Source organism: Pseudoalteromonas sp. OF7H-1, from assembly GCF_022347825.1.
Classification (GTDB): Bacteria; Pseudomonadota; Gammaproteobacteria; order Enterobacterales; family Alteromonadaceae; genus Pseudoalteromonas; species Pseudoalteromonas maricaloris.
The window spans coordinates 136,012-159,628 of sequence record NZ_JAKRFX010000001.1; the positions used below are offsets into that span (position 1 = coordinate 136,012).

24 protein-coding genes, 1 pseudogene and 1 riboswitch are annotated in these 23,617 nt (G+C 44.1%); of the genes and pseudogenes, 20 read left to right on the top strand and 5 right to left on the bottom strand.

Features of this window, described 5'->3' with window-relative positions:
* Nucleotides 1-18: 18 nt before the first annotated feature.
* Nucleotides 19-1,701 carry a chloride channel protein gene (locus MHN30_RS00595; protein WP_010372240.1) on the bottom strand — a complete coding sequence of 561 codons (1,683 nt, stop codon included), beginning with the start codon at nucleotides 1,699-1,701 and terminating at the stop codon, nucleotides 19-21.
* A 327-nt stretch (nucleotides 1,702-2,028) separates the two neighbouring features.
* On the opposite strand from MHN30_RS00595, the gene erpA reads away from it, so the two are divergent.
* Both erpA and MHN30_RS00605 read left to right on the top strand, forming a co-directional pair.
* Entirely contained in the window at nucleotides 2,029-2,367 is a 339-nt protein-coding gene (erpA, locus tag MHN30_RS00600; RefSeq protein WP_010372235.1) for an iron-sulfur cluster insertion protein ErpA, read from the top strand.
* A gap of 737 nt (nucleotides 2,368-3,104) precedes the next feature.
* A complete protein-coding gene (locus tag MHN30_RS00605; protein ID WP_017216404.1) occupies nucleotides 3,105-3,347 on the top strand; it encodes a helix-turn-helix transcriptional regulator in 243 nt (80 codons plus the stop codon).
* A gap of 44 nt (nucleotides 3,348-3,391) precedes the next feature.
* Here the strand turns inward: MHN30_RS00605 and MHN30_RS00610 are convergent, their stop codons facing one another.
* Genes MHN30_RS00610 through MHN30_RS00625 form a run of 4 tightly spaced genes read right to left on the bottom strand, consistent with a single transcriptional unit; the run spans nucleotide 3,392 to nucleotide 7,096 of the window.
* The gene (locus MHN30_RS00610) at nucleotides 3,392-4,777 is read right to left on the bottom strand and encodes an MFS transporter (protein ID WP_239356944.1); all 1,386 of its coding nucleotides are present in this window, start codon (nucleotides 4,775-4,777) and stop codon (nucleotides 3,392-3,394) included.
* Nucleotides 4,778-4,786: 9 nt separating this feature from the next.
* Nucleotides 4,787-5,404, bottom strand: coding sequence for a peptidylprolyl isomerase (locus tag MHN30_RS00615; protein WP_010606092.1), 618 nt, complete (start codon nucleotides 5,402-5,404; stop codon nucleotides 4,787-4,789).
* Nucleotides 5,404-5,961: a YajG family lipoprotein gene (locus tag MHN30_RS00620; RefSeq protein WP_130163541.1), complete on the bottom strand. Its 558-nt coding sequence runs from the start codon at nucleotides 5,959-5,961 to the stop codon at nucleotides 5,404-5,406. The genes MHN30_RS00615 and MHN30_RS00620 overlap by 1 nt, the downstream gene beginning before the upstream one ends.
* Before the next feature lie 4 nt (nucleotides 5,962-5,965).
* Complete coding sequence (locus MHN30_RS00625; protein WP_130163542.1) at nucleotides 5,966-7,096, bottom strand: methyltransferase; 1,131 nt, start codon at nucleotides 7,094-7,096, stop codon at nucleotides 5,966-5,968.
* A 38-nt stretch (nucleotides 7,097-7,134) separates the two neighbouring features.
* Here MHN30_RS00625 and MHN30_RS00630 point away from each other — a divergent pair, with 38 nt between their 5' ends.
* The 18 genes and pseudogenes from MHN30_RS00630 (at nucleotide 7,135) to MHN30_RS00715 (ending at nucleotide 23,616) form a co-directional block, all read left to right on the top strand.
* Nucleotides 7,135-7,728: an alpha-ketoglutarate-dependent dioxygenase AlkB gene (locus tag MHN30_RS00630; protein ID WP_130163543.1), complete on the top strand. Its 594-nt coding sequence runs from the start codon at nucleotides 7,135-7,137 to the stop codon at nucleotides 7,726-7,728.
* A gap of 45 nt (nucleotides 7,729-7,773) precedes the next feature.
* Nucleotides 7,774-8,088, top strand: a complete 315-nt coding sequence (locus MHN30_RS00635; protein ID WP_039493750.1) for a BolA family protein — start codon at nucleotides 7,774-7,776, stop codon at nucleotides 8,086-8,088.
* A gap of 105 nt (nucleotides 8,089-8,193) precedes the next feature.
* Nucleotides 8,194-9,384, top strand: a complete 1,191-nt coding sequence (gene fabV, locus MHN30_RS00640) for an enoyl-ACP reductase FabV (RefSeq protein WP_010372210.1) — start codon at nucleotides 8,194-8,196, stop codon at nucleotides 9,382-9,384.
* A gap of 442 nt (nucleotides 9,385-9,826) precedes the next feature.
* Nucleotides 9,827-11,170 (top strand): Na(+)-translocating NADH-quinone reductase subunit A, encoded by a 1,344-nt coding sequence (locus MHN30_RS00645; RefSeq protein WP_010372207.1) that lies wholly within the window; start codon nucleotides 9,827-9,829, stop codon nucleotides 11,168-11,170.
* A 2-nt stretch (nucleotides 11,171-11,172) separates the two neighbouring features.
* Nucleotides 11,173-12,375 carry an NADH:ubiquinone reductase (Na(+)-transporting) subunit B gene (locus MHN30_RS00650; protein ID WP_010606097.1) on the top strand — a complete coding sequence of 401 codons (1,203 nt, stop codon included), beginning with the start codon at nucleotides 11,173-11,175 and terminating at the stop codon, nucleotides 12,373-12,375.
* Entirely contained in the window at nucleotides 12,365-13,114 is a 750-nt protein-coding gene (locus MHN30_RS00655; RefSeq protein ID WP_010606098.1) for a Na(+)-translocating NADH-quinone reductase subunit C, read from the top strand. The genes MHN30_RS00650 and MHN30_RS00655 overlap by 11 nt, the downstream gene beginning before the upstream one ends.
* A complete protein-coding gene (locus tag MHN30_RS00660; RefSeq protein WP_010606099.1) occupies nucleotides 13,114-13,746 on the top strand; it encodes an NADH:ubiquinone reductase (Na(+)-transporting) subunit D in 633 nt (210 codons plus the stop codon). Before MHN30_RS00655 ends, MHN30_RS00660 begins: the two co-directional genes overlap by 1 nt.
* 10 nt (nucleotides 13,747-13,756) lie before the next feature.
* Nucleotides 13,757-14,365 carry an NADH:ubiquinone reductase (Na(+)-transporting) subunit E gene (gene nqrE / locus MHN30_RS00665; RefSeq protein WP_045987684.1) on the top strand — a complete coding sequence of 203 codons (609 nt, stop codon included), beginning with the start codon at nucleotides 13,757-13,759 and terminating at the stop codon, nucleotides 14,363-14,365.
* Nucleotides 14,366-14,385: 20 nt separating this feature from the next.
* The gene (gene nqrF / locus MHN30_RS00670) at nucleotides 14,386-15,612 is read left to right on the top strand and encodes an NADH:ubiquinone reductase (Na(+)-transporting) subunit F (protein ID WP_010372196.1); all 1,227 of its coding nucleotides are present in this window, start codon (nucleotides 14,386-14,388) and stop codon (nucleotides 15,610-15,612) included.
* A gap of 108 nt (nucleotides 15,613-15,720) precedes the next feature.
* On the top strand, nucleotides 15,721-16,752 hold the full coding sequence (locus tag MHN30_RS00675) for an FAD:protein FMN transferase (RefSeq protein WP_130163547.1): 1,032 nt from the start codon (nucleotides 15,721-15,723) through the stop codon (nucleotides 16,750-16,752).
* A 100-nt stretch (nucleotides 16,753-16,852) separates the two neighbouring features.
* Nucleotides 16,853-17,065: a (Na+)-NQR maturation NqrM gene (nqrM, locus tag MHN30_RS00680; RefSeq protein ID WP_010372193.1), complete on the top strand. Its 213-nt coding sequence runs from the start codon at nucleotides 16,853-16,855 to the stop codon at nucleotides 17,063-17,065.
* Between the two features lie 80 nt (nucleotides 17,066-17,145).
* Nucleotides 17,146-17,745, top strand: coding sequence for a histidine phosphatase family protein (locus MHN30_RS00685; RefSeq protein WP_239356947.1), 600 nt, complete (start codon nucleotides 17,146-17,148; stop codon nucleotides 17,743-17,745).
* A gap of 18 nt (nucleotides 17,746-17,763) precedes the next feature.
* Nucleotides 17,764-17,892, top strand: a riboswitch (cobalamin riboswitch).
* A 68-nt stretch (nucleotides 17,893-17,960) separates the two neighbouring features.
* Entirely contained in the window at nucleotides 17,961-18,758 is a 798-nt protein-coding gene (locus MHN30_RS00690; RefSeq protein ID WP_239356950.1) for an ABC transporter ATP-binding protein, read from the top strand.
* Entirely contained in the window at nucleotides 18,755-19,780 is a 1,026-nt protein-coding gene (locus tag MHN30_RS00695; protein WP_045987679.1) for an iron ABC transporter permease, read from the top strand. The genes MHN30_RS00690 and MHN30_RS00695 overlap by 4 nt, the downstream gene beginning before the upstream one ends.
* A pseudogene (cobT, locus tag MHN30_RS00700) lies at nucleotides 19,773-20,826 on the top strand (nicotinate-nucleotide--dimethylbenzimidazole phosphoribosyltransferase). Before MHN30_RS00695 ends, cobT begins: the two are co-directional and overlap by 8 nt.
* Entirely contained in the window at nucleotides 20,826-21,608 is a 783-nt protein-coding gene (locus tag MHN30_RS00705) for an adenosylcobinamide-GDP ribazoletransferase (protein WP_239356953.1), read from the top strand. Before cobT ends, MHN30_RS00705 begins: the two are co-directional and overlap by 1 nt.
* Nucleotides 21,608-22,147: a bifunctional adenosylcobinamide kinase/adenosylcobinamide-phosphate guanylyltransferase gene (gene cobU / locus MHN30_RS00710; RefSeq protein ID WP_010606107.1), complete on the top strand. Its 540-nt coding sequence runs from the start codon at nucleotides 21,608-21,610 to the stop codon at nucleotides 22,145-22,147. Before MHN30_RS00705 ends, cobU begins: the two co-directional genes overlap by 1 nt.
* Complete coding sequence (locus MHN30_RS00715; RefSeq protein WP_130163552.1) at nucleotides 22,144-23,616, top strand: cobyric acid synthase; 1,473 nt, start codon at nucleotides 22,144-22,146, stop codon at nucleotides 23,614-23,616. The genes cobU and MHN30_RS00715 overlap by 4 nt, the downstream gene beginning before the upstream one ends.
* Nucleotide 23,617 lies beyond the last annotated feature (1 nt).

Here is a 23,617-nt window from a genome sequence, read left to right on the forward strand (position 1 = left end):
TAAATTCCACTTTTTAGATTAGAGTAAACTGTTTCTGGTGGTGAGTATGTGACGAATTTGGTCCCATCGCAATAACCCAAGTATTTGTTTTTCATCCTTTTGGTTGTATATATACACCGCGCCTGAACGTTTATCTTTAAGCACATCAAAGGCGTCTGCTAAGGTCGCTTGTGTGCTTAGTCCTTGTAGCTCGATATAAGAGACCGATACGCTGCCTTCGGAGATTAAGTTTAAATCGTATTCGGCTAAGCGGTAGCCGCTCTGTTCATCATAAACAATGAGCGGTGTTTGGCTATCAACCGCGGATAGGGTTTCCTTTATCTGCTCTTTGTCATCGGAATAGAGCAGTTTAAAATTCTCATCCATCTCAGCCACTATCCCTACTTTCTGTAATGCCTCTTTTGCCGGGGATACTTGGTAAGGCAGCCCTTGGAAATCTAGTTGTTGAATAAAAATAGAGCGGTTGCCAAACGCCTGTAAAGCCGTAACGTAAGCTGTGGTGATCACCAGCATAGCTGGAACGATTATTTTTGGATTGGAAGTCAGCTCCATTACCGCTGTGAGTGCAGCAAGCGGGGCGTGCAAAGTTGCCGCAAGTAAGCCTGCCATACCGAGTACACCATAAGTTCCCGCAACATCGACGCTGGGTTCAATAAACTGGGCAAAGAAAGACATCAAGGTGCCCATGATGACCCCAAGCCCAATCACTGGACCAATAATACCACCGGGAATACCAAGTCCAATCGCAAATAAAGTCGCCATCAGCTTGGCAATCAATATTGTGGTGAGTAGCTGTAAGTTATGTGGAGATTCAACGGCTTGGGTGATAGCGCTCATACCTGAACCCATGGCTCCCGGTACGGCGTAGCCAATTAATCCCGCAATTAAACCCGCTAATAAAAGGCGAGGAAACATGCTGATGGGCTTAAAAGTTTTGATGATCAGCATTAGATTTTGATTGAAGGCAAAAGCAACCGCTCCTAATGCTGCACCACAAATAATTAAATAAGGGTAATGCCAAAAACTCAACGGAGTGATATGAATGAGCGCCAGCTCGGAACTATTACCAAACACATATTGCGTGCTCATTGCACCGATCACTGAAGCCAACATCACGGGCACGAAAATGTGAATTTTATACTCCCTGAGCACGACTTCCATAACGAATATCACCGCCGCGAGCGGGGTGTTAAATGAGGCCGCAATACCTGCTGCTACACCGCAACCGGCCAAAGTTCGCGCAGCATTGAGTGGTAGATGTAAACGCTCTGATAGAATGCTCGCCGCTGTTGCCCCCATGTGCACAGATGGTCCTTCTCGACCAACAGAAAAGCCACTGATCAAAGCAACGGCACCACCAAAAAATTGGTTAGCAGAATTCCAAATTGGCATATGACCGTAGTGGTGTTTGATCCGATTGATCACATATGGAATGCCCAAACGGTAATGCTTAAACCCGGTTAAGGCGGCAAAGACCGCGATGAGTAGCGCAGCAAGCACAGGCAAAAATAGCCGATGTAGCTCAGAAAGCTCGGTAAAGTCATCAGGTTTATCGAGAAATGTGCCTTGGATTAATTCAATAGTAAGACGAAAAGCAATGATAAGTATCGCCGCAAGCAGGCCAGCACCGGCACCAAGTAGGCACAGTTGCGCTGAAGTTTTAGGTTTTGCAAGGCTTCGTCTTAATGTATCCAACGACATGAACGTCATTCCACAATAGTAAACCGTTTAAGAATATCAAATTTTTTACACTAAGTCCTTGTGCTAACGCAACTTAACTGAGGCAATAGTCTTATTTTCTTTGGTTAAGCATTATAGATACCAATATGCATTCAATAGCAGGTTAGGTGCAGAGTTAAAAATCTCTCAATGACAAAAAATAAATAGAACCGTTTTGACAGGTGAACGACGAGTTCTTTGTTCCAAAAGTGGATCATTTATCAAAGATAATTGGTACAAACGCTATACTTGATTAAAATACTCAGGTATTAGATAATTTGCAGATTACAGGATTAGGGGTCTAAATCTATGTCTGAACAATTACCAATTCAGTTTTCTGACGCTGCCGCAAGCCGCGTAAAGGAACTTATTGAAGAAGAAGAGAATGCCAATCTTAAGCTACGCGTGTATGTAACGGGTGGCGGTTGCTCAGGCTTTCAATATGGTTTCACTTTCGATGAAAAAGTAAATCCGGGTGATTTGGAAATCGTAAAAAACGGTGTCACTATGGTTGTCGATCCAATGAGTATTCAGTATCTAATAGACGGAATCGTAGATTATACTGAAGGACTTGAGGGTGCACGTTTCTTTGTGAACAACCCCAATGCAACAACCACTTGTGGCTGTGGTGCAAGTTTCAGCGTCTAGACATTATTCGCACTACGTTCCACTAAAGAGTCATGCGTTTGTCATGGCTCTTTTTGTTTCTGCCCATCACAACTCAATTTGCTTTATTCGTCACAAACTCCCTGTTAAATACATCATTAAGACAAAAAAGCCCAAAACAAAAGATGAAAATACTAAGATGTAGATAAAGCCTTTTTTCCCTTGCTTAAGCGGCACGCCGTTAGAACGAAGGAAGTAAATCCAGCCTAAGCACAATAGAATTGGCAGTAAAAACAGTAATCGAATCATCTAGTAATAGCCTCTTTTTTAACCACTCAGTAAATGTTAGCTGTAAGTTTTTATTTTTTAAAGAAAAATAATTTATTTCAAATACTGGTACATTTTTTAAAAAATTTGTTAAAGTGTTACTGGATATTACAACCCTTAATGAATTAAGAAAAAGTAAAAAATTAATTAGGTGTTACTCGTGTTTTAGTCTATACCTAATTGGGTACATAGGGACAAGTTAACATTTTGTCTACGTGTTACTGGTTTGGCATAACTTATCGCAGCTAGCTGGTAAGTTGTACCGCATTCGGGGTAAACTGTAAGCTTGAGCGAGTTCTAAAGGCAAAAATGCTGAGTTCATACAGGCTTAACATTTTGCATTGTAGAGTTCCTCGATAAGCTACAACTGTAATATTTAGATAATAACTAAATGAGACGGGCATATTTCATTTAGATAATTTAGTCTTTCATCTAGTAGGAGATGTTTAATTATGATGGGTAAAACGGTTTCTTCTGAAGAAAACGGCAAGCTAACGAAGTGGCTAAAATCAAAGCGCCACGAGAAAGGTCACACAATGCGTAGTCTTGCGCAGGTGTTAGGTACGCCTCATTCATTCATCGGTAAGATTGAGAATCAAGAACGTCGATTGGATGTCATTGAGTTTTTACGTTACTGCGAAGCGTTAGAAGTTGATCCTTATGAAGGCTTACAGCTAATCAAAGAAGATCAATAAGCGTTTAGTTAGCAAAAACGTAAAAGGTGCAAGGACCTGCACCTCTAGTTTTTGTTAGCATGATACGCCTTTTCAATAGCATACAGCTTGTGCCGAATAAAATATAAAAACAATAATGATGGAAGCACCATAAGCGCAGTTAGCGCGAAGAAGAGTGCCCAATTACCTCCAAGCAAATCATCTATCACAAAACCACTATAGCCTGATAGCACGGTACGGCCTAAACTGCCAAGTGATGCCAGCAAGGCATAGTGGGTTGCACTAAATGCTCTATCACAGAGCATAGAAATAAATGCCACCATGGCGACCAATGACCAAGCTTGGGTAAAGCCGTCTACCACAATTGCTAGCGCGTACAGATGTTCTTGAGGGCCAGCTATGGCAATCCAAGAAAACATTAAATTTGATGCGGCCATAGCAACACCACTAATAAATAAGCCCTTCACGATACCGTATTTATGGTTAAAGATACTGCCAAGAAAAGCAAATACGATAGTGATCACGCCGGTACCAAGCTTGGAATATTGTCCGATTTGGGTATTTGAAAATCCAACTTCTTTATAAAATACGATGGACATACGGGCTAAAAAGGCCTCACCTATCTTAAATAGAAAAATAAAGGCGAGTAGGGCACATGCCGTTTTAACCCCATTTTTTTCAAAAAATCGCTTAAAGGGTTCAACCAAAGTCACAGCAAGCCAGGCATAGATCTTTTTAGACGCATTTGACGAAGCACTGTAGTTAAGTTTTTGCTCGTAACTCTTCTGTAGTAGTGCCTGTACTTGCTCGCGATGAGATTTTGGCTCTTTTGCCAACAAAGTGACAACTAACAAACACACTACGATGACGCTTAGCATCTGATAGATGATGGGCCAACTAAAGCCGGGTAAATCGGCCATAAAGAACGGAATTGCACCAAGTAAGGCATAGCCAGACCACCAACCTGAAGTCGCCATCGCTGCCGCTGCCGTTGCCTTTTCACTTTCATCTTCTGGTAAAATGTCGATGCGATAAGCATCTATTGCAATATCTTGTGTAGCTGAAAATAACGCAATAATAAAGCACAATAATGCAGCATGCGAAAGGTGGTCTTTAATTGAAATAGTGGCTAATGCAAAGGTGGCAACAATAATAATAAACTGGCAACTTGCTATCCAGCTTCGTCTTTGCCCTAAGCGATTATACAGCAGAGGGATTTTTACTCGGTCAACGAGTGGGGACCACAAAAAGTTGATAGTATAGGCGCCATATACTAGGCCAAATAGGCCAATGGTGCTGCGGCTTAACCCTTCATCTTTAAGCCAAGCTGACATCACCGAACCAATCAATACCCAAGGAAAGCCGCTACTTATTCCAAAAGCAAAGACAGTTAATAGACGTTTGTCTTTGTAATAACCAAGATATTGTGAAAAGCTAGATGATATCAACATAAAAGGGTATTACTCTGGCTGCTTTAATACTTCGACTGAAAGAATAATGACGGGCTCTTTAGGTATAAAGGTATAGCCAAGCTTTTCATTGTAGCCGGTTTCCACCTTCATAATCGCGTCCAGTGTTTCATAGCCTTCAGAGACATTCCCGAACACGGCAAAACCCCAGCCTCTACCTGGGTTCAAGTGATCGTTGTCATCCATATTAAAGAAAAACTGTCTGGTACCTGAGTGTGGTTTGTTGTCTTGGTATGCCATGGCAATGGTATACATATCATTTTTCAGACCATTACCGCTTTCATTGAAGATAGCTTCGCGCTCAAACATGCCATCGTACTCTTTGTCGTAGCCTCCACCTTGGATAACAAAGTCTTTTTCATTGGCTTCATCACGCTCAACTCGATGAAAGACAGAGCCGTTATAGTCTTTGTTGATAACGTAAGTTAAAAAGTTATTTACTGTAATAGGCGCTCTCGATCTGTCTAGTTCGACAATAATCGGCCCTTTACTGGTATTGATTTGAACTCGAGGGAATAGATTATTCTTTTGTACGAATTTACCGTTCATTTCGGCAAAGACATTCATACTTAATAATAGGATGGTTAAGCTTAGAATTATTTTTTTCATTAACTTCCTCTCACAAATTGAATAAATTCAGGATCTTGAACGATTCGAGTAACAACCTGTTGAGCTAGGTTGTTGAGCTGCTCTTCGACTTTGGCTTGGTCGTGTTTTAGTGGGCCATTTAAATTAGCACTACCTTTATATTGCTTTTCGAAACTGCGAGCGCCTTGCTTTATCAGTACGGTGACGTCAGCTTCAGCATCACTTTGATGAGTCGAGAAAGATTCATCAATAATCGCTTTAAAGCGATTGATATTCACAGTGATTTGCGCAGCAGCGGCCGGTGTTATTTGCGCGCCATGTGCGGTGAGTGCTTGCGTTAATACCTGATTGAAATTAACTGGTAAATTAGCATCAGGTACGTAAAGTGCGGGCTCTTGGTTTTTCACGCGAATGGTGTATTTTGTGGTCCGCAGGTCGTTTACTTTGACCGCCACATTGGCGGCAAGCGCGTTTGACGAAGGTCCTTGATACTCCGGATGAAGAATGACACTGCGTGGTGAGCTTTCACAGCCCACGAGTATCAAGGTTAGCAAAATAATCAGCAATGAAAAACGCATGAAGTTAGCTCCTCTTTATTGCACTTAAAACAGTGAATTTTTTGTTGTTGCCTAGTGTCTTGCTGTTACCGAACAAACGCTTGAGTTTGTCGTCGTATTCCAAGTGGCGGTTACCGATAATTCTTAACTCTCCCCCTTGGCGAAGCGCAGCCTTAGCTTGTAAAAACATCTGCCAAGCAATGTGATCGGTGATTGCGTTGGCCTGATGGAATGGTGGGTTACACAGTATCAGATCCGCACCGTAATTTTCAAAACCCGTAAGGCAGTCGTTTTGAACGAACTGACAATCAGCAACACGCTCGGGTAGGTTATTCACGATATTTTGCTCCGCGCTATGCACCGCCATCGCCGACTCGTCGATAAAGGTGACGGTGGCATTTGGCATTTTTGCGAGCGTCATCAATCCGATGACACCATTACCACAGCCGAGATCAATGACCTTCAATGGTTTTTTACCCATAGGAAGGTAATTGATAAAAAAACGTGCGCCAATATCAAGAGAGTCTCGTGAGAAGACATTTGCTTCATTCGACAAGATAAAATCGGTTTTTTCCAGCGGCCAAGACACAGGGAATTTACTATCAATGGCTTTGGCTGACGTCTTGCTGAACACTAAACGCGATTTTTTTACCGCTAAGCTAGTCGTTGGCTCAGTCAAAAAGTGGCTAAAGCTTTTTAAAGTTGAGGTGTGAATTTCTTTTGCTTTGCCAGCCGCAATTACGGGAATGTCTGTAGTCAGTTTACTTAACTGTGCAAGTTGCGCTTGCAATAGCCCTGAATTTTTGGGAATTTTTATTAATATCAGATCGATATCTTTTGGCAGCTCATCCATGCTAGTGAGTACATCAACCTGAGCGTCCGCAAGTTCGTTGGCCTCTAAATTATACTCATAGGCGAGGGTACTTACATAAGAGTCGGTGACTACTGTGCAGTGCTTGTCAGCAAGTGCACAGCATAATGCGCCAAAACTATCGTTGAGAATGAGAATACGGTTTGCATCGCGGTGATGTTCAAAGACATAATCTAACAGGTATTCGTCGGCTGAATCCCAAGCTTGTAAGCTGCGATTTTTTTGATCGAGTGGAAACCTATGTAGCGTAAAAGGGTTTCCGGCTAGAATTGCATCAGTCGTCATGTGAATGTTCTATAAATAAAAGCAGCGGGTAGTTTAACATGAGAGCAGTAGACAAAGCACGGAACTTGCCGAGCGGTTTTAGCTATCAAGCACAGGCTATTAGCTTCGACAAAAGTCTAGCGCTATATAATGTACTACTGAATAGCCTTGCGTGGCAGCAAAATACCATCACCTTATTTGGTAAGACCCATCAAACGCCTCGACTTGAATGCTTTATTGCCGACCCAGACGTGCATTATAGTTATTCGGGAAAGCGACTCGAAAATGCTCCTTGGCCTTCGGTATTGCTTGGGATCAGACAAACGCTAGAACGCAGATTTAATATTCCTTTTAATGCGGTATTGGCCAATTATTATCGTAATGGTCAAGACAGTATGGGCTGGCACAGTGATGATGAACCCGAACTCGGTTTGACGCCCATAATTGCTTCACTGTCGCTTGGCGCGACCCGCAAATTTAAAATACGCCACAAAGTAAGCCTCTCTGTAACCGACATTTTATTGGAAACGGGCAGCTTATTGGTAATGCAAGGTGATAGCCAGCGCGACTATCAACATGCTTTGCCAAAGCAGGCCAAGGTGACTCAGGGGCGTATTAATCTCACCTTTCGAAGTGTTGGAAATACGCGCTGAACGGCGTATAGTAGCGTCACGAATTGCTCTAGGAGACAAAGTATAATGTCAATGCAATCACAGATTTATGACAAAATAGCTGAAGCCGTTGCGTGCAAGCATCTGAACGTTATCAATGAAAGCCATATGCACAGCCGTGGCGAAGAGTCTCACTTTAAAGTCATTGTTGTAAGCGAACAATTTGTCGGCCAGAGGCTGCTGCAACGTCATCGAAAGATCAATGAAGTGCTAAAAGATGAGCTGCAAAACCATATTCACGCTTTGGCCATTCATGCCTATACACCAGAAGAGTTTTCAGACAAAGAAGGTCAGACGCCAGAGTCACCTAAATGCTTGGGTGGTTCTAAGTTCGATAGCTGATCAGATGTGTGTTTTACATATCTGCCAGTACACTACGCAGTAATTTTAATAAAGTGAGAGCAATCTCACTTTTATTTTGTATCAAATCAATGGATAGGATCTCTTATGGTCATCAAACCAAAAATTCGTGGATTTATTTGTACTAATGCGCATCCGGTAGGCTGTGCTGCACACGTTCAAGAACAGATTGAATACGTAAAACAACAAGGCCAAATCGAAAATGGCCCCAAGAATGTATTAGTAATAGGTGCATCGACAGGCTATGGCTTGGCGTCGCGTATCACCGCTGCATTTGGTGCCGGTGCGAAAACGCTAGGTATCTTCTTTGAAAAAGAAGGCTCAGAGAAAAAAACAGCATCAGCGGGTTGGTATAATACGGCTGCATTCCAGCAAGCTGCAGAAGAAGCGGGTTTATGGTCTAAAAATATCAATGGTGATGCGTTTTCTGATGAGTTGAAGCAAAAAACCATCGACACAATCAAAGCTGAATTGGGTAAAGTAGATTTAGTGGTATATAGCCTTGCGTCTCCTCGTCGTAAAGACCCTAAATCTGATGAAGTTTATTCTTCAACACTTAAGCCAATTGGCTCAGCTATCACGACTAAAAACCTAAATACTTCTAAGCGCGTTATTGATGAAATGACAGTTGAAGCTGCTAACGAAGACGAAATCGCCAATACGGTTAAAGTGATGGGTGGTGAAGACTGGGAACTTTGGATTGATGCACTTAAGCAAGCAGATGTGTTAGCTGATGGTTTCAAAACAACGGCATACACTTATATCGGTAAAGAGTTGACTTGGCCAATATACGGCCACGCAACGATTGGTAAAGCAAAAGAAGACTTGGACCGTGCGACGCTGGCAATTCGCGAAACCACAGCGGATATTAAAGGCGAAGCTTATGTGTCTTCACTGAATGCAGTAGTGACGCAGGCAAGCTCTGCTATTCCAATTATGCCTCTTTATATCTCTGCACTATTTAAAGTGATGAAAGGTGATGGTACATATGAAGGGACAATCGAGCAAATCCATGGATTGTTTACTGAAAACCTATATGGCCAATCACCGCGCTTTGATGATGGCGGTCACTTGTTCCAAAACTATAAGGAACTAGAAGACGGCGTTCAAGCTCGTGTACAAACTATTTGGGATACTGTTGATACCGATACAATTGATGAATTGACGGATTATGTTGGTTATCACAACGAATTCTTGAAGCTATTCGGCTTCGGAGTTGACGGCGTAGATTACGAAGCTGATGTGGATGCAACGGTAGAAATTAGTCACCTCGTTTAATTTCACGGTTTTTGATCTCACTGTTTTTGATTTTGCGGGCAAAGTGCGAATTGGTACTTTGCCCGTTTTTGTTTGACCGTGAATTTTTACTTATTTTGCAGATAAGGGTAAGAAAAATTTTATCTATGCAACTTTGGTCTATACTCCTTCCAGTGATGGATTTTTCAACTAATCTAAATCCACGTTAAAGTCGTATTAATTTCATAATTCCACTCGCATACTCAGTACGATTAATGTTAAAATCAGAGAAATATGTGAGGACTTTTATCACGACGCTGCTTTTTTGTGCGCGTTGAGAGGTATTTTAAAGGGGCTTGTTTGGGAACCCTATCCGGACTCATAACTTTCTGCTCTTTATACCTAATACTTAGTACAAACGAGGTGGCGCTGTGGTGACTAAAGATATTTTCAGTTTCTTTCCGTTAATGTAATGCAAGTGCGTATGATCAACATAAAAAAAGGTCTGGACTTACCAATAGAGGGCGCACCTCAGCAAGTTATTCATGATGGTTCTGCTGTCAAACGAGTAGCTGTGCTAGGTGAAGAATTCATCGGTATGCGTCCTACCATGCATATTCGTGTGGATGACCAAGTCAAAAAAGGCCAAGTTCTTTTTGAAGATAAAAAGAACCCAGGCGTCAAGTTTACTGCGCCAGCTTCTGGTGTAGTTAAAGAAATTAACCGTGGTGCTAAGCGTGTACTTCAATCCGTTGTGATCGAAGTTCAAGGCGACGAGCAAATCACTTTCGAGAAGTTTTCAGCTGCTGATTTAAGCAACTTAGACTCTGAAAAAGTGAAGGAAGTGCTAATCGAGTCTGGTCAATGGCCAGCGCTTCGTGCACGTCCATTCAGCCGTGTCGCTGTGCCGAGTGCAACACCTAGCTCAATCTTTGTGACAGCAACAGATACTAACCCGTTAGCAGCAGATCCTGCTGTTATCATCGCAGAAAACGTGGAAGCGTTTGAAGCGGGTCTAGCGGTTGTATCTCGTTTGACTGAAGGCAAAGTATTTGTGTGTAAGAAAGCGGGTGCTAACGTACCTAGTTCTTCTATCTCACAAGTAGAAGTTCATGAGTTTGCAGGTGTGCACCCAGCAGGTAACGTGGGTACTCACATTCACTTCCTAGATTCTGTAGGTACAAACAAGCAAGTTTGGCACATTGGTTACCAAGATGTCATCGCGTTTGGTAAGTTGTTCCTGACAGGTGAAATCTACTCAGACAGAGTTATTGCTCTAGCAGGTCCTCGAGTTAAGAACCCTCGCTTAGTAAAAACTCATGTCGGTGCGTCGCTAACAGATTTAGTTGCAGGCGAGCTTGAAGACGGTGATAACCGAGTCATTTCTGGCTCTGTGTTAGCTGGTAAAACAGCAACTGGCCCTCATGCTTACCTTGGTCGTTACCATACTCAAGTATCAGTTTTACTTGAAGGTCGCGAGAAAGAGCTATTTGGCTGGATCGCTCCGGGTAGTGACAAATTCTCAGTAACACGTACATTCATTTCACACTTAACACCTAGCCGTTTGTTCAAGATGACAACGTCTACTGGTGGTTCTAAGCGTGCGATGGTACCAATCGGTAACTATGAGCGTGTTATGCCACTCGATATTTTGCCAACGCTATTATTACGTGATCTTATTTCACGTGATCTAGATTCTGCGATTTCGTTGGGTGCACTAGAGCTAGATGAAGAAGATTTAGCACTATGTACTTACGTATGTCCGGGCAAATATGAGTACGGTTCAATCCTGCGCGATTGCCTGACTACTATCGAGAAGGAAGGTTAAAAATGGCCTTAAAGAAATTTTTAGAAGACATTGAACCTCACTTTGAACCTGGTGGTAAACACGAGAAGTGGTACGCGCTTTATGAAGCCGTAGCAACTATCTTCTATACTCCAGGTTATGTAAACAAAGGTGCAACGCACGTTCGCGATAACATCGACCTAAAACGTATTATGATTTTAGTGTGGATGGCGACGTTCCCTGCAATGTTCTTTGGTATGTTCAACATCGGTCACCAAGCTGCGCTTGCACTAGGTAACGGTTTTGAGCTTGCTAATACTTGGCAGGTAGCTATCTTCCAAGCACTTGGTGGTGAATTAACCGCTGATGCCGGGTGGGGCGCCAAAACGTTCTACGGTGCGTGCTTCTTCTTGCCTATCTATGCAACCGTGTTTGCGGTTGGTGGCTTCTGGGAAGTGTTATTCGCGTCAGTTCGTAAGCACGAAGTAAACGAAGGCTTCTTTGTAACCTCGGTTCTATTTGCGCTTATCCTGCCTGCGACAATTCCGTTATGGCAAGCTGCTTTAGGTATTACGTTCGGTGTAGTTGTTGCGAAAGAGATCTTCGGTGGTACAGGTCGTAACTTCTTAAACCCAGCGCTTGCAGGTCGTGCGTTCTTATTCTTCGCATACCCAGCTGATATCTCTGGTGACACAGTGTGGACTGCTGTTGACTCATTCTCTGGTGCAACTTATCTAGGTCAAGCTAGCGCAGGCGCTTTAGATTACAGCAATATGGACCTTTGGTTTAATGCGTTTTATGGCTTTATCCAAGGTTCTGTTGGTGAAACGTCGACCTTAGCTATTTTATTGGGTGGTTTGTTCCTCATTTATGTTCGTATTGCATCATGGCGCATTGTACTGGGCACATTCATCGGTATGGTTGTGATGTCATTTGTTCTAAATGCAATCGGTTCTGAAACTAATGCTGCGTTTGCAATGCCTTGGCATTGGCACTTAGTACTTGGTGGTTTCGCATTTGGTATGTTCTTTATGGCAACAGACCCTGTATCTGCGTCTTTCACAGACAAAGGTAAGTGGTTATACGGTGCGCTAATCGGTGTAATGGTTGTGCTTATCCGTGTTGTTAACCCGGCATATCCAGAGGGCATGATGTTGGCAATCCTATTCGCTAACCTTTTTGCTCCACTATTCGACCACTTCGTAGTGCAGTCTAATGTGAAGAGGAGATTGGCACGTGTCAACTAAGAATGAATCAATGGGCAAAACGCTCGGCGTAGTTGTTGGCTTATGTTTAGTGTGTGCAATCGTAGTATCTTTTGCTTCGGTTCAGCTTCGCCCTATGCAGCAAGCAAACAAAAACGAAGATATTCAACGTAACATTTTAGCCGTTGCTGGCTACGATAAAGTTAAAAACGTGTCTGAAGTTTTTAACCAAAATATCGAATCACGTGTTGTTAGTCTTAAAACAGGTGAGTTTGTAGAAGACGTTAAAGCGGAATCTTTTGACTTTGAAGCGACTAAGTTTGATGCCAAACGTAGTTACAAACTTTCAAAAGCAGAAGACAAAGCGGGTATTCAACGTATCACGAATAACTCTCCAGTTTATTTCGCAAAAGATGACCAAGGTAAAGTGTCTACTATCATTCTACCAATCCAAGGTTACGGCCTTTGGGGTGTGATGTATGGCTTCCTTGCGCTAGAAGCTGATGGTGAGACGATTAAGTCAATCAACTTTTATAAGCACAGCGAAACTCCAGGTCTTGGTGGTGAAATCCAAAATCCTAAGTGGACTGCACTTTGGGATGGTAAAGAGCTTCCTATCGACGTAGTTAAAGGTAGTGCTGGCGGTAACGAACACAAGGTAGACGGTCTATCTGGTGCAACACTTACTTCTAACGGTGTTGATCACACAGTTGATTTCTGGACAAGCGACAAAGCGTTTGGTCCATTCCTTGCGAAAGTACGTAAAGGAGCATTGAACTAATGGCTAATGCAAAAGAAATGAAGGAAGTCTTGTTTGGTCCTGTTTTTGCGAACAACCCGATTGCACTACAAGTGTTGGGTATCTGTTCTGCATTAGCGGTAACATCAAGCCTTAAAAATGCACTTATCATGTCAATCGCGTTGACATTGGTTACTGCGTTTTCAAGTTTATTTATCTCAATGATCCGTAATCACATTCCTTCAAGTGTGCGTATCATTGTCCAAATGACGATTATTGCATCTTTAGTAATCGTTGTAGACCAAGTGCTTCAAGCCGTTGTTTACTCAACAGCAAAAGAACTATCAACGTTCATCGGCCTTATCATTACTAACTGTATCGTAATGGGTCGTGCAGAAGCATACGCAATGAAGTCGCCACCAACAATGTCATTCCTTGACGGTATTGGTAACGGCTTAGGTTACTCTGTTGTACTTCTAACAGTTGGCTTTATCCGTGAACTATTTGGTGCAGGTACATTGTTTGGCGTTGAAATCCTTCCACTTATTTCTGAAGGTGGTTGGTATCAGCCTATGGGTCTACTAGTTATGCCATTCAGCTCGTTCTTTATTGTTGGTTCTTTCATTTGGGTACTTCGTACTTGGAAGAAAGAGCAAGTAGAAGCGAAGGCATAAGGGGAGAGAGATGGAACAGTATATTAGTTTATTCGTTAAAGCGGTTTTCATTGAAAACTTAGCTTTATCTTTCTTCTTAGGTATGTGTACTTTCTTGGCGGTATCTAAGAAAGTAACAACGTCGCTAGGTCTAGGTATTGCGGTAGTTGTAGTACTTGGTATCTCTGTACCAGTGAACAACTTAGTTTATCACGCAGTGCTAGCGCCGGGTGCATTAGAGTGGCTAGGTTTTGCAGAAGTAGACCTTAGCTTCCTACGCTTCTTGACGTTTATCGGTGTAATCGCAGCGCTAGTTCAAATTCTAGAAATGACGTTAGATAAGTTCTTCCCTGCGCTATATAACGCACTAGGTATCTTCCTACCGCTAATCACAGTTAACTGTGCGATTTTCGGTGCGGTATCATTCATGGTTGAGCGTAACTTAAACTTCGGTGAATCTGTAGTTTATGGTCTAGGTTCAGGTGTGGGCTGGGCACTTGCTATCGTATTGTTAGCAGGTATTCGTGAGAAGATGAAGTATGCAGACGTTCCTGATGGTTTACGTGGCTTAGGTATTACCTTTGTTACTGTAGGTCTAATGGGCTTTGGCTTCATGTCATTCTCTGGTATTTCACTGTAAGGTAGCGAGGAAACTATACGATGGAAACTATTGTATTAGGCGTAAGCATGTTCATCGCTATCGTTGTGATGCTAGTGCTTATCATCATTGCAGCGAAATCGAAGCTTGTAGCAAGCGGTGACGTTACAATTGATATTAACGGCGATCCTGAAAAGGCGATCAAGACTCCTGCTGGCGGTAAGCTACTAGGTGCACTTGCAAACGCGGGTATTTTCGTATCGTCTGCATGTGGTGGCGGTGGCTCATGTGGCCAGTGTCGCGTACATATTAAAGAGGGGGGTGGTGATATTCTACCAACCGAACTTGACCACATCTCTAAAGGTGAAGCACGTGAAGGCTGTCGTCTAGCGTGTCAGGTTAACGTTAAAAACGACATGGAAATCGAAGTTGAAGAATCAATCTTCGGTGTTAAAAAGTGGGAATGTACAGTTATCTCTAACGATAACAAAGCAACTTTCATCAAGGAGCTAAAACTAGGCATCCCTGAAGGTGAAGTTGTACCTTTCCGTGCCGGTGGTTACATTCAGATTGAAGCACCAGCTCACCATGTTAAATATGCAGACTATGATATTCCTGAAGAATATCGTGCTGACTGGGAACGTTTTGGTTTCTTTAAGCTAGAGTCTAAAGTTGACGACGAAACTATCCGTGCGTACTCAATGGCTAACTACCCAGAAGAGTTTGGCATCATCATGCTAAACGTACGTATCGCAACTCCGCCGCCAAATAACCTAACATTACCTTGTGGTAAGATGTCATCGTACATCTGGTCACTTAAAGAAGGTGATAAGGTTACTATTTCTGGTCCATTCGGTGAATTCTTCGCGAAAGACACAGATGCTGAAATGGTATTTGTTGGTGGTGGTGCTGGTATGGCGCCAATGCGTTCACACATCTTCGATCAGCTTAAGCGTCTTAACTCTAAGCGTAAGATGTCTTTCTGGTACGGTGCACGTTCTAAGCGTGAAATGTTCTACGTGGAAGACTTTGACGGTCTAGCTGAAGAAAATGATAACTTCCAATGGCATGTTGCCCTTTCAGATCCTCAACCAGAGGATAACTGGGAAGGTTACACGGGCTTCATTCATAACGTACTTTTTGAAAACTATCTTAAAGACCATGAAGCGCCAGAAGATTGTGAGTTCTACATGTGTGGTCCTCCAATGATGAACGCGGCAGTTATTAACATGCTTAAAGACTTAGGTGTTGAAGACGAAAACATCCTACTTGATGACTTCGGTGGTTAATTAGGTTTCGGTCTAACAATGAACTTAAGTTAGAATATAAGCCCTCCAGCAAAATGCTTTGCTCGAGGGCTTTTTTATACCCGTTGGTACTAAACTCAGGGAATTCTGATGCAAGCAAGTTACGCTTTTTTATCTAGATTTTTTATTATTTCGTTTTTATTCGTTTTTTTAACAGGGTGCCAAGACGCTAAACCTGAAGCCAAGGAAATCGTGCTGACTGGTAAAACCATGGGCACGACTTACAACATCAAGGTATTCCCCGGTGAAAAGCCGCTCGAACAAGCGCAGTTGCATGAGGAGGTTGAGCAAGCATTAAAGGCTGTTAATCAATCTATGTCCACCTATATCCCAGATTCTGAGATTAACCAGTTCAACCGTTTAGCCGCAAATACTGTTATGTCTATCAGTGAAGACTTTCGCTTGGTAGTTGCTGAATCTATCCGCCTTGGAAAGTCGACCAAAACGCTTGATGTTACGATGGGACCGCTTATCGATTTGTGGGGATTTGGTCCTGACAAAAGACCAACAATGCGTCCGTCACAGGCCGAGTTAGACGATATGCGCACTCGTATCGGTGTTGATAAGCTTATTTTAAATGACCGTGGTCTTGCGAAAACAGTTGCGGGGCTGGAATTATCATTTTCTGCAACCGCTAAAGGTTATGGCATAGATAAGGTCGCTGAGGTGATTGAGAGTCATGATATTCATGACTATATGGTTGAAATCGGTGGCGAGCTTCGCGTTTCTGGCAAGAAGCCGGATGGTGAGTGGCGTATTGCTATCGAGAAACCCGATGCGCCTGTTGGTCAACGCCAAATTCACCGCGTGATAGAGCCCGGCAAAAATGGTATTGCAACTTCAGGAGACTACCGTATTTTTTATGAAATGGACGGTGAAACCTTTACACACCTCATTGACCCTACAACGGGTCGCCCAGTTAAACATGAGCTGGTATCGGTAACGGTACTACATCCATCTGCGATGACAGCTGATGGCCTAGCGACGGCATTGACTGTGATGGGCACGGAGCGTGCAAAGGCGTATGCCACTGAGCATCAACTCCCCGTGTATTTGATGTATAAAAGTCCTGAAGGGATCAAGAGTTACGCGAGTGAAGCATTTAAGCCGTACTTGAATTAAGCTGAACAACACCCCATAATTTAATTGTGAGTGACGCCATGAAAGCGTATAATTTGCGCGTCGTCACTCAATTCAATGTAGCAATAAAAGGGGCTAGATAATGTCTTTATTCCTCCTTACTTTCGGTTTACTTATGCTTATCGCTGTTGCGATGGCTGTAGGCGTTATCGTACAAAAGAAATCCATGGCCAGTAGTTGTGGTGGTTTGGGCTCAATGGGCATTGACAAAATTTGTGATTGCGACGATCCATGCGACAAACGCAAAAAGCGGTTAGCAAAAGAAGAGATGTGGAAAGAAAACCAGATCCTGTAACCGTAGAATGATATTAATTGAAAACGCAAGCTTAGCTTGCGTTTTTGCTTTTTGGGTAACAAACCTTAGGTTAAGTAAAAATGCAGCGGCAGCTATATTTTGTTCGTCATGGTGAAACGACCCTATCAGGCCATTTACTTGGAGTGACAGATCCCGAACTCAGTACCATAGGCGCTCAGCAATTGCTGCAATCGTTAACGAGTCTAAGTGGCCTGCGGCGTATTATTAGCTCTCCAAGGAAGCGCTGTCTGAATACTGCTACAGCCTTTGCAAAGCAGTATCAACTCCCCGTTGAGGTGGAGCCAAATCTCGCCGAATTTGATTTTGGATTATGGGATGGACAATCCTATGATACGCTTTGGCGAGAAACCCAATCTCCAAGTATTGGCGATTTTTGGCAAAACCCTTGGCTGCACACGCCTCCTGAGGGCGAGTCTATGTATGATTTCCATCATCGGGTCGCCACATGGTGGCACAGCATTTTGGCGTCGCCAAGTGAAGAGTGTACCGCCGTCGTAGCGCATGCTGGAGTAATAAAAGCGCTTGTAGCACTTATTCTTGACCTATCGCCTGAGCTTACTGCATACCAATCGAAGATAGATATTCCTTATGCGGGTATAGTAAAAGTTGAGGTGTTTTACGACAGTAGCCAAACGGCTTGGCCAAAAGTTGTATTTTAGACGTCTAGACTTCATAATATTGCAAATTTCGTGATAGGCAGATATTGGGAATGAGGTGTGAGTCCTCAACTGTCCCCGCAACTGTAAGTGCTTGAGCCTTGCCTCTTGCATAAGTCAGATACCAAGGCCTATCCATATACTTAAGCGGGCAGACTTAAGTCAAAGTTGTCGCTTGTCTATAAGCTACTACTTTGCCGTGCCCAATCAGAGGTGCTATGGCAGTCACTCCACAGTTTCAAGTCGATAAACTTAGCGTGCAGCTTGGTGGTAAAGCCATCTTAAAGGCACTCAGCTTTGCTATTAATTCGGGTGAATTTATTGGTTTGCTCGGACCGAATGGTGCTGGAAAGTCGACTTTGCTGCGCACTTTATATCAATACACAGCACCAAGTTCTGGGGCGCTACTTTTCAATGGTAAGCCGTTAGCTAGTTATGGACGTAAAGCCTACGCGAGACATGTTGCTGTAGTGCTACAAGAGATCCCCGCTGAGTTTACTCTGCCATTATTTGATATGGTATTGATGGGGCTAACACCGAACAAATCACTGCTCGCGACAACGACGGCCGCTGAAAAACAGGTAATCTTACATGCCATTGAGCAAGTTGGATTGAGCCATAAATTGGAGCAATGTTTTAGCTCCTTGTCTGGTGGGGAGAAGCAAAGGGCAATGATCGCACGTGCTATGGTGCAAGCGCCTCAAGTATTGATAATGGATGAGCCCACCAGCCATTTGGACATTAAATATCAAATCCAAATTATGGAGCTGGCCAAACAGCTTGGTGTTACTATCATTGCGTCTTTTCACGACTTAAATTTGGCTAGCGCCTTGTGCGACCGCTTATTAGTATTAAATAACGGTGAGCTTGTTGCAGATGGGTCGCCACTTGAAGTCATTACCGAAAGCCTATTAAGCCAAGTTTTTGGGGTATGTGCAGAGGTTTCTACTGTCTGCCATCCGCCAAATAACAGTGAGATCCCACATATACGCTTTTATTACGGGTATCAATTATGATTGCCGCAAAGCGGATCGCGTTGATATCGATACTGCTATTGAGCTTGTGCTGTTTTAGCATGCTGATGGCACTTAAGATCGGTGCGATTGATTTATCTTGGCATACGGTTATACAAGCGATTATTAATTTTGATCCCAACGTACTTCAACAACGGGTGGTAGTTGAACTTCGTCTGCCACGGACGTTACTGGCGATGAGTGCGGGAGCAGGACTGGCGATAGCGGGCCTTATTTTACAAACCGTGACGCGTAACCCTCTAGCTGATCCTTATTTATTTGGTATTTCTTCAGGTGCTTCATTCGGTGTGGTGGTGCTTATCGCGCTATTTGGTGCACAGTCTAGCCTAATGATGTCTGGGGCTGCATTTGTCGGAAGTTTGCTGTCTATCTTGCTACTTTTATTTGTGGCAAATCGCAATGCGCTACAGCAGGTGGAAACTATGCTCTTGGCGGGCGTTGCACTTTCTTTTCTGTTCAGTGCCTTTACCAGCTTGTTGCTTTATTGGAGTGACCCTCAAGCCATCAGTGCAATCTTGTTTTGGAATCTAGGCTCGTTTGCAAGGGCGAGCTGGCAATGGCTATGGCTTCCATGTTTGGTCGTGCTACTGAGTTTTATCACGCTTTTAGTGATGCGTCGGCCACTCAACGCCTTGTTGCTCGGAGATGAGAGTGCCACCACGCTTGGCGTGAATGTAGGACGAGTGCGAATAGGTATGTTGTTATTGAGCTCCTTACTCACCGCAGTACTTGTGGCTGCGTGCGGCGGAGTCGGATTTGTAGGCTTGATGATCCCGCATATCGTGCGCTTTTTTATCTCGCAAGCAAAGGTGATTGGGCTTGTGGCCACCGCGCTGTGCGGTTCGCTTTTGATGCTATGGGTGGACGTATTGTCGCGCACGCTTATCGATAATCAGGAACTTCCTGTGGGTGTGATCACCGCTGCCATTGGCAGCGTGTTCTTCTTAGCATTGCTTATTTTCAAAAATCGCCGCTCTGGAGGCGTCGGAGTTACCCATGGTTAAACCGTTAGATACTCGCTTAAACACGCTTATTCAACAGCGCATTGACTTAAAAACCAAACCGCTAGGTGCGCTAGGTAAGCTTGAAGCCTTGGCTGCGCAGCTAGTACAGATCTTCTCACAAGGGCAGACGCAATTAGACATAGAGCAGTTAGCAATAATACGCCCTGCAATGTTTGTTTTTGCGGGTGACCATGGTATTGCAAGCCAAGGGGTTTCTATTGCGCCAAGCGAGGTGACTGGACAAATGGTTGCAAACTTTGTGCAGGGGGGCCGCGATCAACGTCTTTTGTCGACAACTTGGTTGGCAGTTAACCGTAGTAGACTGTGGCACATTAGTGCCATGTGAGCCTGCGCCGAATTTGCGCTCACAGCGACTTGGCGATATTACTCATGCTTTCCATAAACAGTCCGCGATGAGCGAAATGCAGCTCAAGCAAGGACTTGAATATGGAGAGCAAGTGGTGATGTCCGCTATTGAAGCGGGTAGCAACGTGATTGCTTTTGGTGAAATGGGGATTGGCAATACCAGTTCTGCAGCTGCAATTTTAGCGGCGCTTAGCGGGGCGAGTGTGGAATTATGTGTGGGGCGTGGTACAGGCATTGACGATGAAACGCTTTGCAAAAAACGGGCACTTATCAAACAGGCTCTAGAATATCATCAAGATAAGCTTGCGACGCCAGAACAAATTTTGCAGCGCCTGGGTGGCTTTGAAATTGTGCAAATGGTTGGTGCCATGCTGGCGGTTGCTCGGGCACAAAAAGTGATTATAGTGGATGGCTTTATCTCCACCGCAGCGGCTATGTTGGCAAGTAGAATAGCACCGCATAGTAAGCAATATATGGTGTTTGCTCACGGCTCTATGGAGCAAGGCCATAAGTTAATGTTGGAGCAGTTAAACGCTGAGCCATTACTGCATTTAGATATGCGCTTGGGTGAGGGAACGGGCGCCGCTCTAGCGCTTCCATTATTACAAGCTGCGCTAGGCTTTTTTTGCGAAATGGCAAGCTTTGCCGATGCCCATGTTACGCAAGTGGTAGACGCATAATGCAGTGGCAACAAGAGTGGCGACTGTTTAAGCTTGCTGTGGTATTTTTAACGCGAGTGCCAATTCATTTGGATCCTGCCCCTTCATCTGATGAACTTAACGAAGTGAGTGGTTACTTTGCTTTAGTTGGTTTATTTGTTGGTGGCTTCTCGGCCATACTTGGCTATGTTGCCAGTAGTAGTGTGTCGCCAATGTTCGGCGCCGTCGTTGCACTGGCTGCGAGTATTTTACTTACCGGCGCTTTCCATGAAGACGGTCTTGCCGATGTTTTTGACGGTTTTGGCGGTGGCTGGAGCCGTGAACAAAAGCTTGAGATCATGAAAGATAGCCGCCTTGGTACATACGGTAGTTGTGCGCTGATATTACTGTTAATGGCCAAGTTTTCGCTTTTGACCATGCTCTTTAATGACTTTGCAGTGACACTCGCTGCATTTATTTTAGCCCATAGCCTAAGCCGTGCCTTTGCGGTGTCTTTAATCGGTGCGCTTAACTATGTACAGGCTGATGAGCTGAGCAAAGTTAAGCCGGTAGCGAAACATCTATCAAGTGCTGCGGCGACTCGCCTTACGCTCACTACCACCGCGATTTTAATTTTTTGTTGGCCATGGCTTGCGCTTTCACTGTTCGACTTGCTGATGCTGTGTACTTGCTTATTTGTGTTAAGACTTGTGTGCATTAAATGGTTTAACGCGCAACTCGGTGGTTACACCGGAGACTGTTTAGGGGCTGCGCAGCAACTTGCTGAGCTTGCTATTTTGCTTTTTATTGTGGGTCATCTCTAATGGCACAAATACAGTTAATACTGGGCGGTGCTCGCTCAGGCAAGAGTCGCTTGGCAGAGCAGCGCGCTATTCTATTGTTAGAGCAAGGTGCGGTGAACGAACTTTACTATGTTGCAACTGCAAAAGCCCAAGATGAAGAAATGAAAAGCCGCGTGTTTGCTCACCAGATGCAGCGTGATAGCCGCTGGCAGCTAGTGGAAGAGCCGTGGCATATTGATAAGCTTATTGCTACTGCACGCGAAGATGCGCTGTTACTTATCGATTGTTTGACCTTATGGCTGAGTTTTGGCTTATGCGAAATGGGCAAAGCCGCGACCATAGACAAAAAAGAACATGTGCTGGCGGCACTAGAAAGCTGTGCTGCCACTGTTATTTTGGTGAGTAACGAAGTGGGGCATGGGATAATTCCGCTTGGCGAGCTAAGCCGTGAGTTTGTTGATGAGTCTGGTTGGCTCCATCAAGACATTGCTAAAGTGGCCGACAGAGTCGATTTTGTTATTGCAGGCTTGCCACAATGTTTAAAAGGTCAAGACGTATGAAAACCTTAATGGTGCAGGGTACCACGTCGGATGCCGGTAAAAGTACACTGGTTGCGGGACTTTGCCGGGTGCTGCAACGAAGAGGCTTATCGGTTGCGCCTTTTAAGCCGCAAAATATGGCACTAAATAGTGCTGTCACACCTTGTGGCGGTGAAATTGGCCGGGCACAAGCACTCCAAGCCGAGGCCGCAAAAGTCCCGCTATCCACAGACTTTAATCCTATTTTGCTTAAGCCAAACTCTGACACTGGCGCTCAAGTGATCATTCACGGCAAAGCCATTAGCAATATGGAAGCAGCCGCTTATCATGACTACAAAAAGGTAGCGATGGAGGCCGTACTTTCCTCACATCAACGCCTCAGCGAACAATTTGAGCTGTGCATAGTGGAAGGGGCGGGGAGCCCAGCTGAGATCAATCTGCGTGAAAATGACATTGCCAATATGGGGTTTGCCTGTGAAGTCGCGTGCCCCGTGATCATTATCGCTGATATCGACAAAGGCGGGGTGTTCGCACACTTGGTTGGCACACTTGCGCTATTAAGTGACTATGAACAAAGCTTGGTTAAAGGGTTTGTGATCAATCGCTTCCGTGGTGATATTGCGTTATTGCAATCTGGACTTGACTGGCTCGAGCAAAAAACGGGTAAGCCTGTACTTGGGGTATTGCCCTATTTGCATGGCTTAGCGCTCGATGCAGAAGATGCGGTGACGGTGGACAATATCTGTGAACGGGGATCGTTAAGCGTCAGGGTTTTACTATTTCCTCATATTAGCAATCACACCGACTTTGACACCTTGCGCTTAAACCCTGAAGTGGATTTGCGTTACGTACGCTATCAAGAATCTATAGGTCCTTGTGACTTAATCATTCTGCCTGGCAGCAAAAATGTGTTGAGCGATTTAACCTTCTTGCGCAAACAGGGTTGGGCAGAAGAAATCAAACGGCACCTGAGGTACGGTGGTAAGGTACTAGGTGTGTGCGGCGGTTTGCAAATGTTAGGTAAGTTCATCAGAGATCCAAATGCGGTGGAATCAACACTCGGTGAAGTCGCTGGGCTTGGTCTGGCTGACTTTGAGACCACACTCTCAGAGCAAAAAGTACTGACGCAAGTATCTGGCATTTGCCAATTGGATGAGCAAAGTGCTGAAATTTGTGGTTACGAGATCCATGCAGGGATTTCTTCTGGAGCGGCACTCGAGGTGCCATTCTTGCGATTTAACACACATCCAAATAACAGTGTGCAGGACGGTTTTATCTCTCGAGATAATCAAATTGCAGCCACCTATTTACATGGTTTATTTGATACGGTCGCCGCGACACAGGCTATCTTGTCTTGGGCCGGTAGTAAGCAAGCGGGTACAGCCGCGATTGATTTAGCGAAGCACAGAGAGCAGCAAATTACGCGTCTTGCCGACAGCTGTGAAGCACATTTAGATTGGCAAAAATTGATGAAAATAATTGAGGAATAAC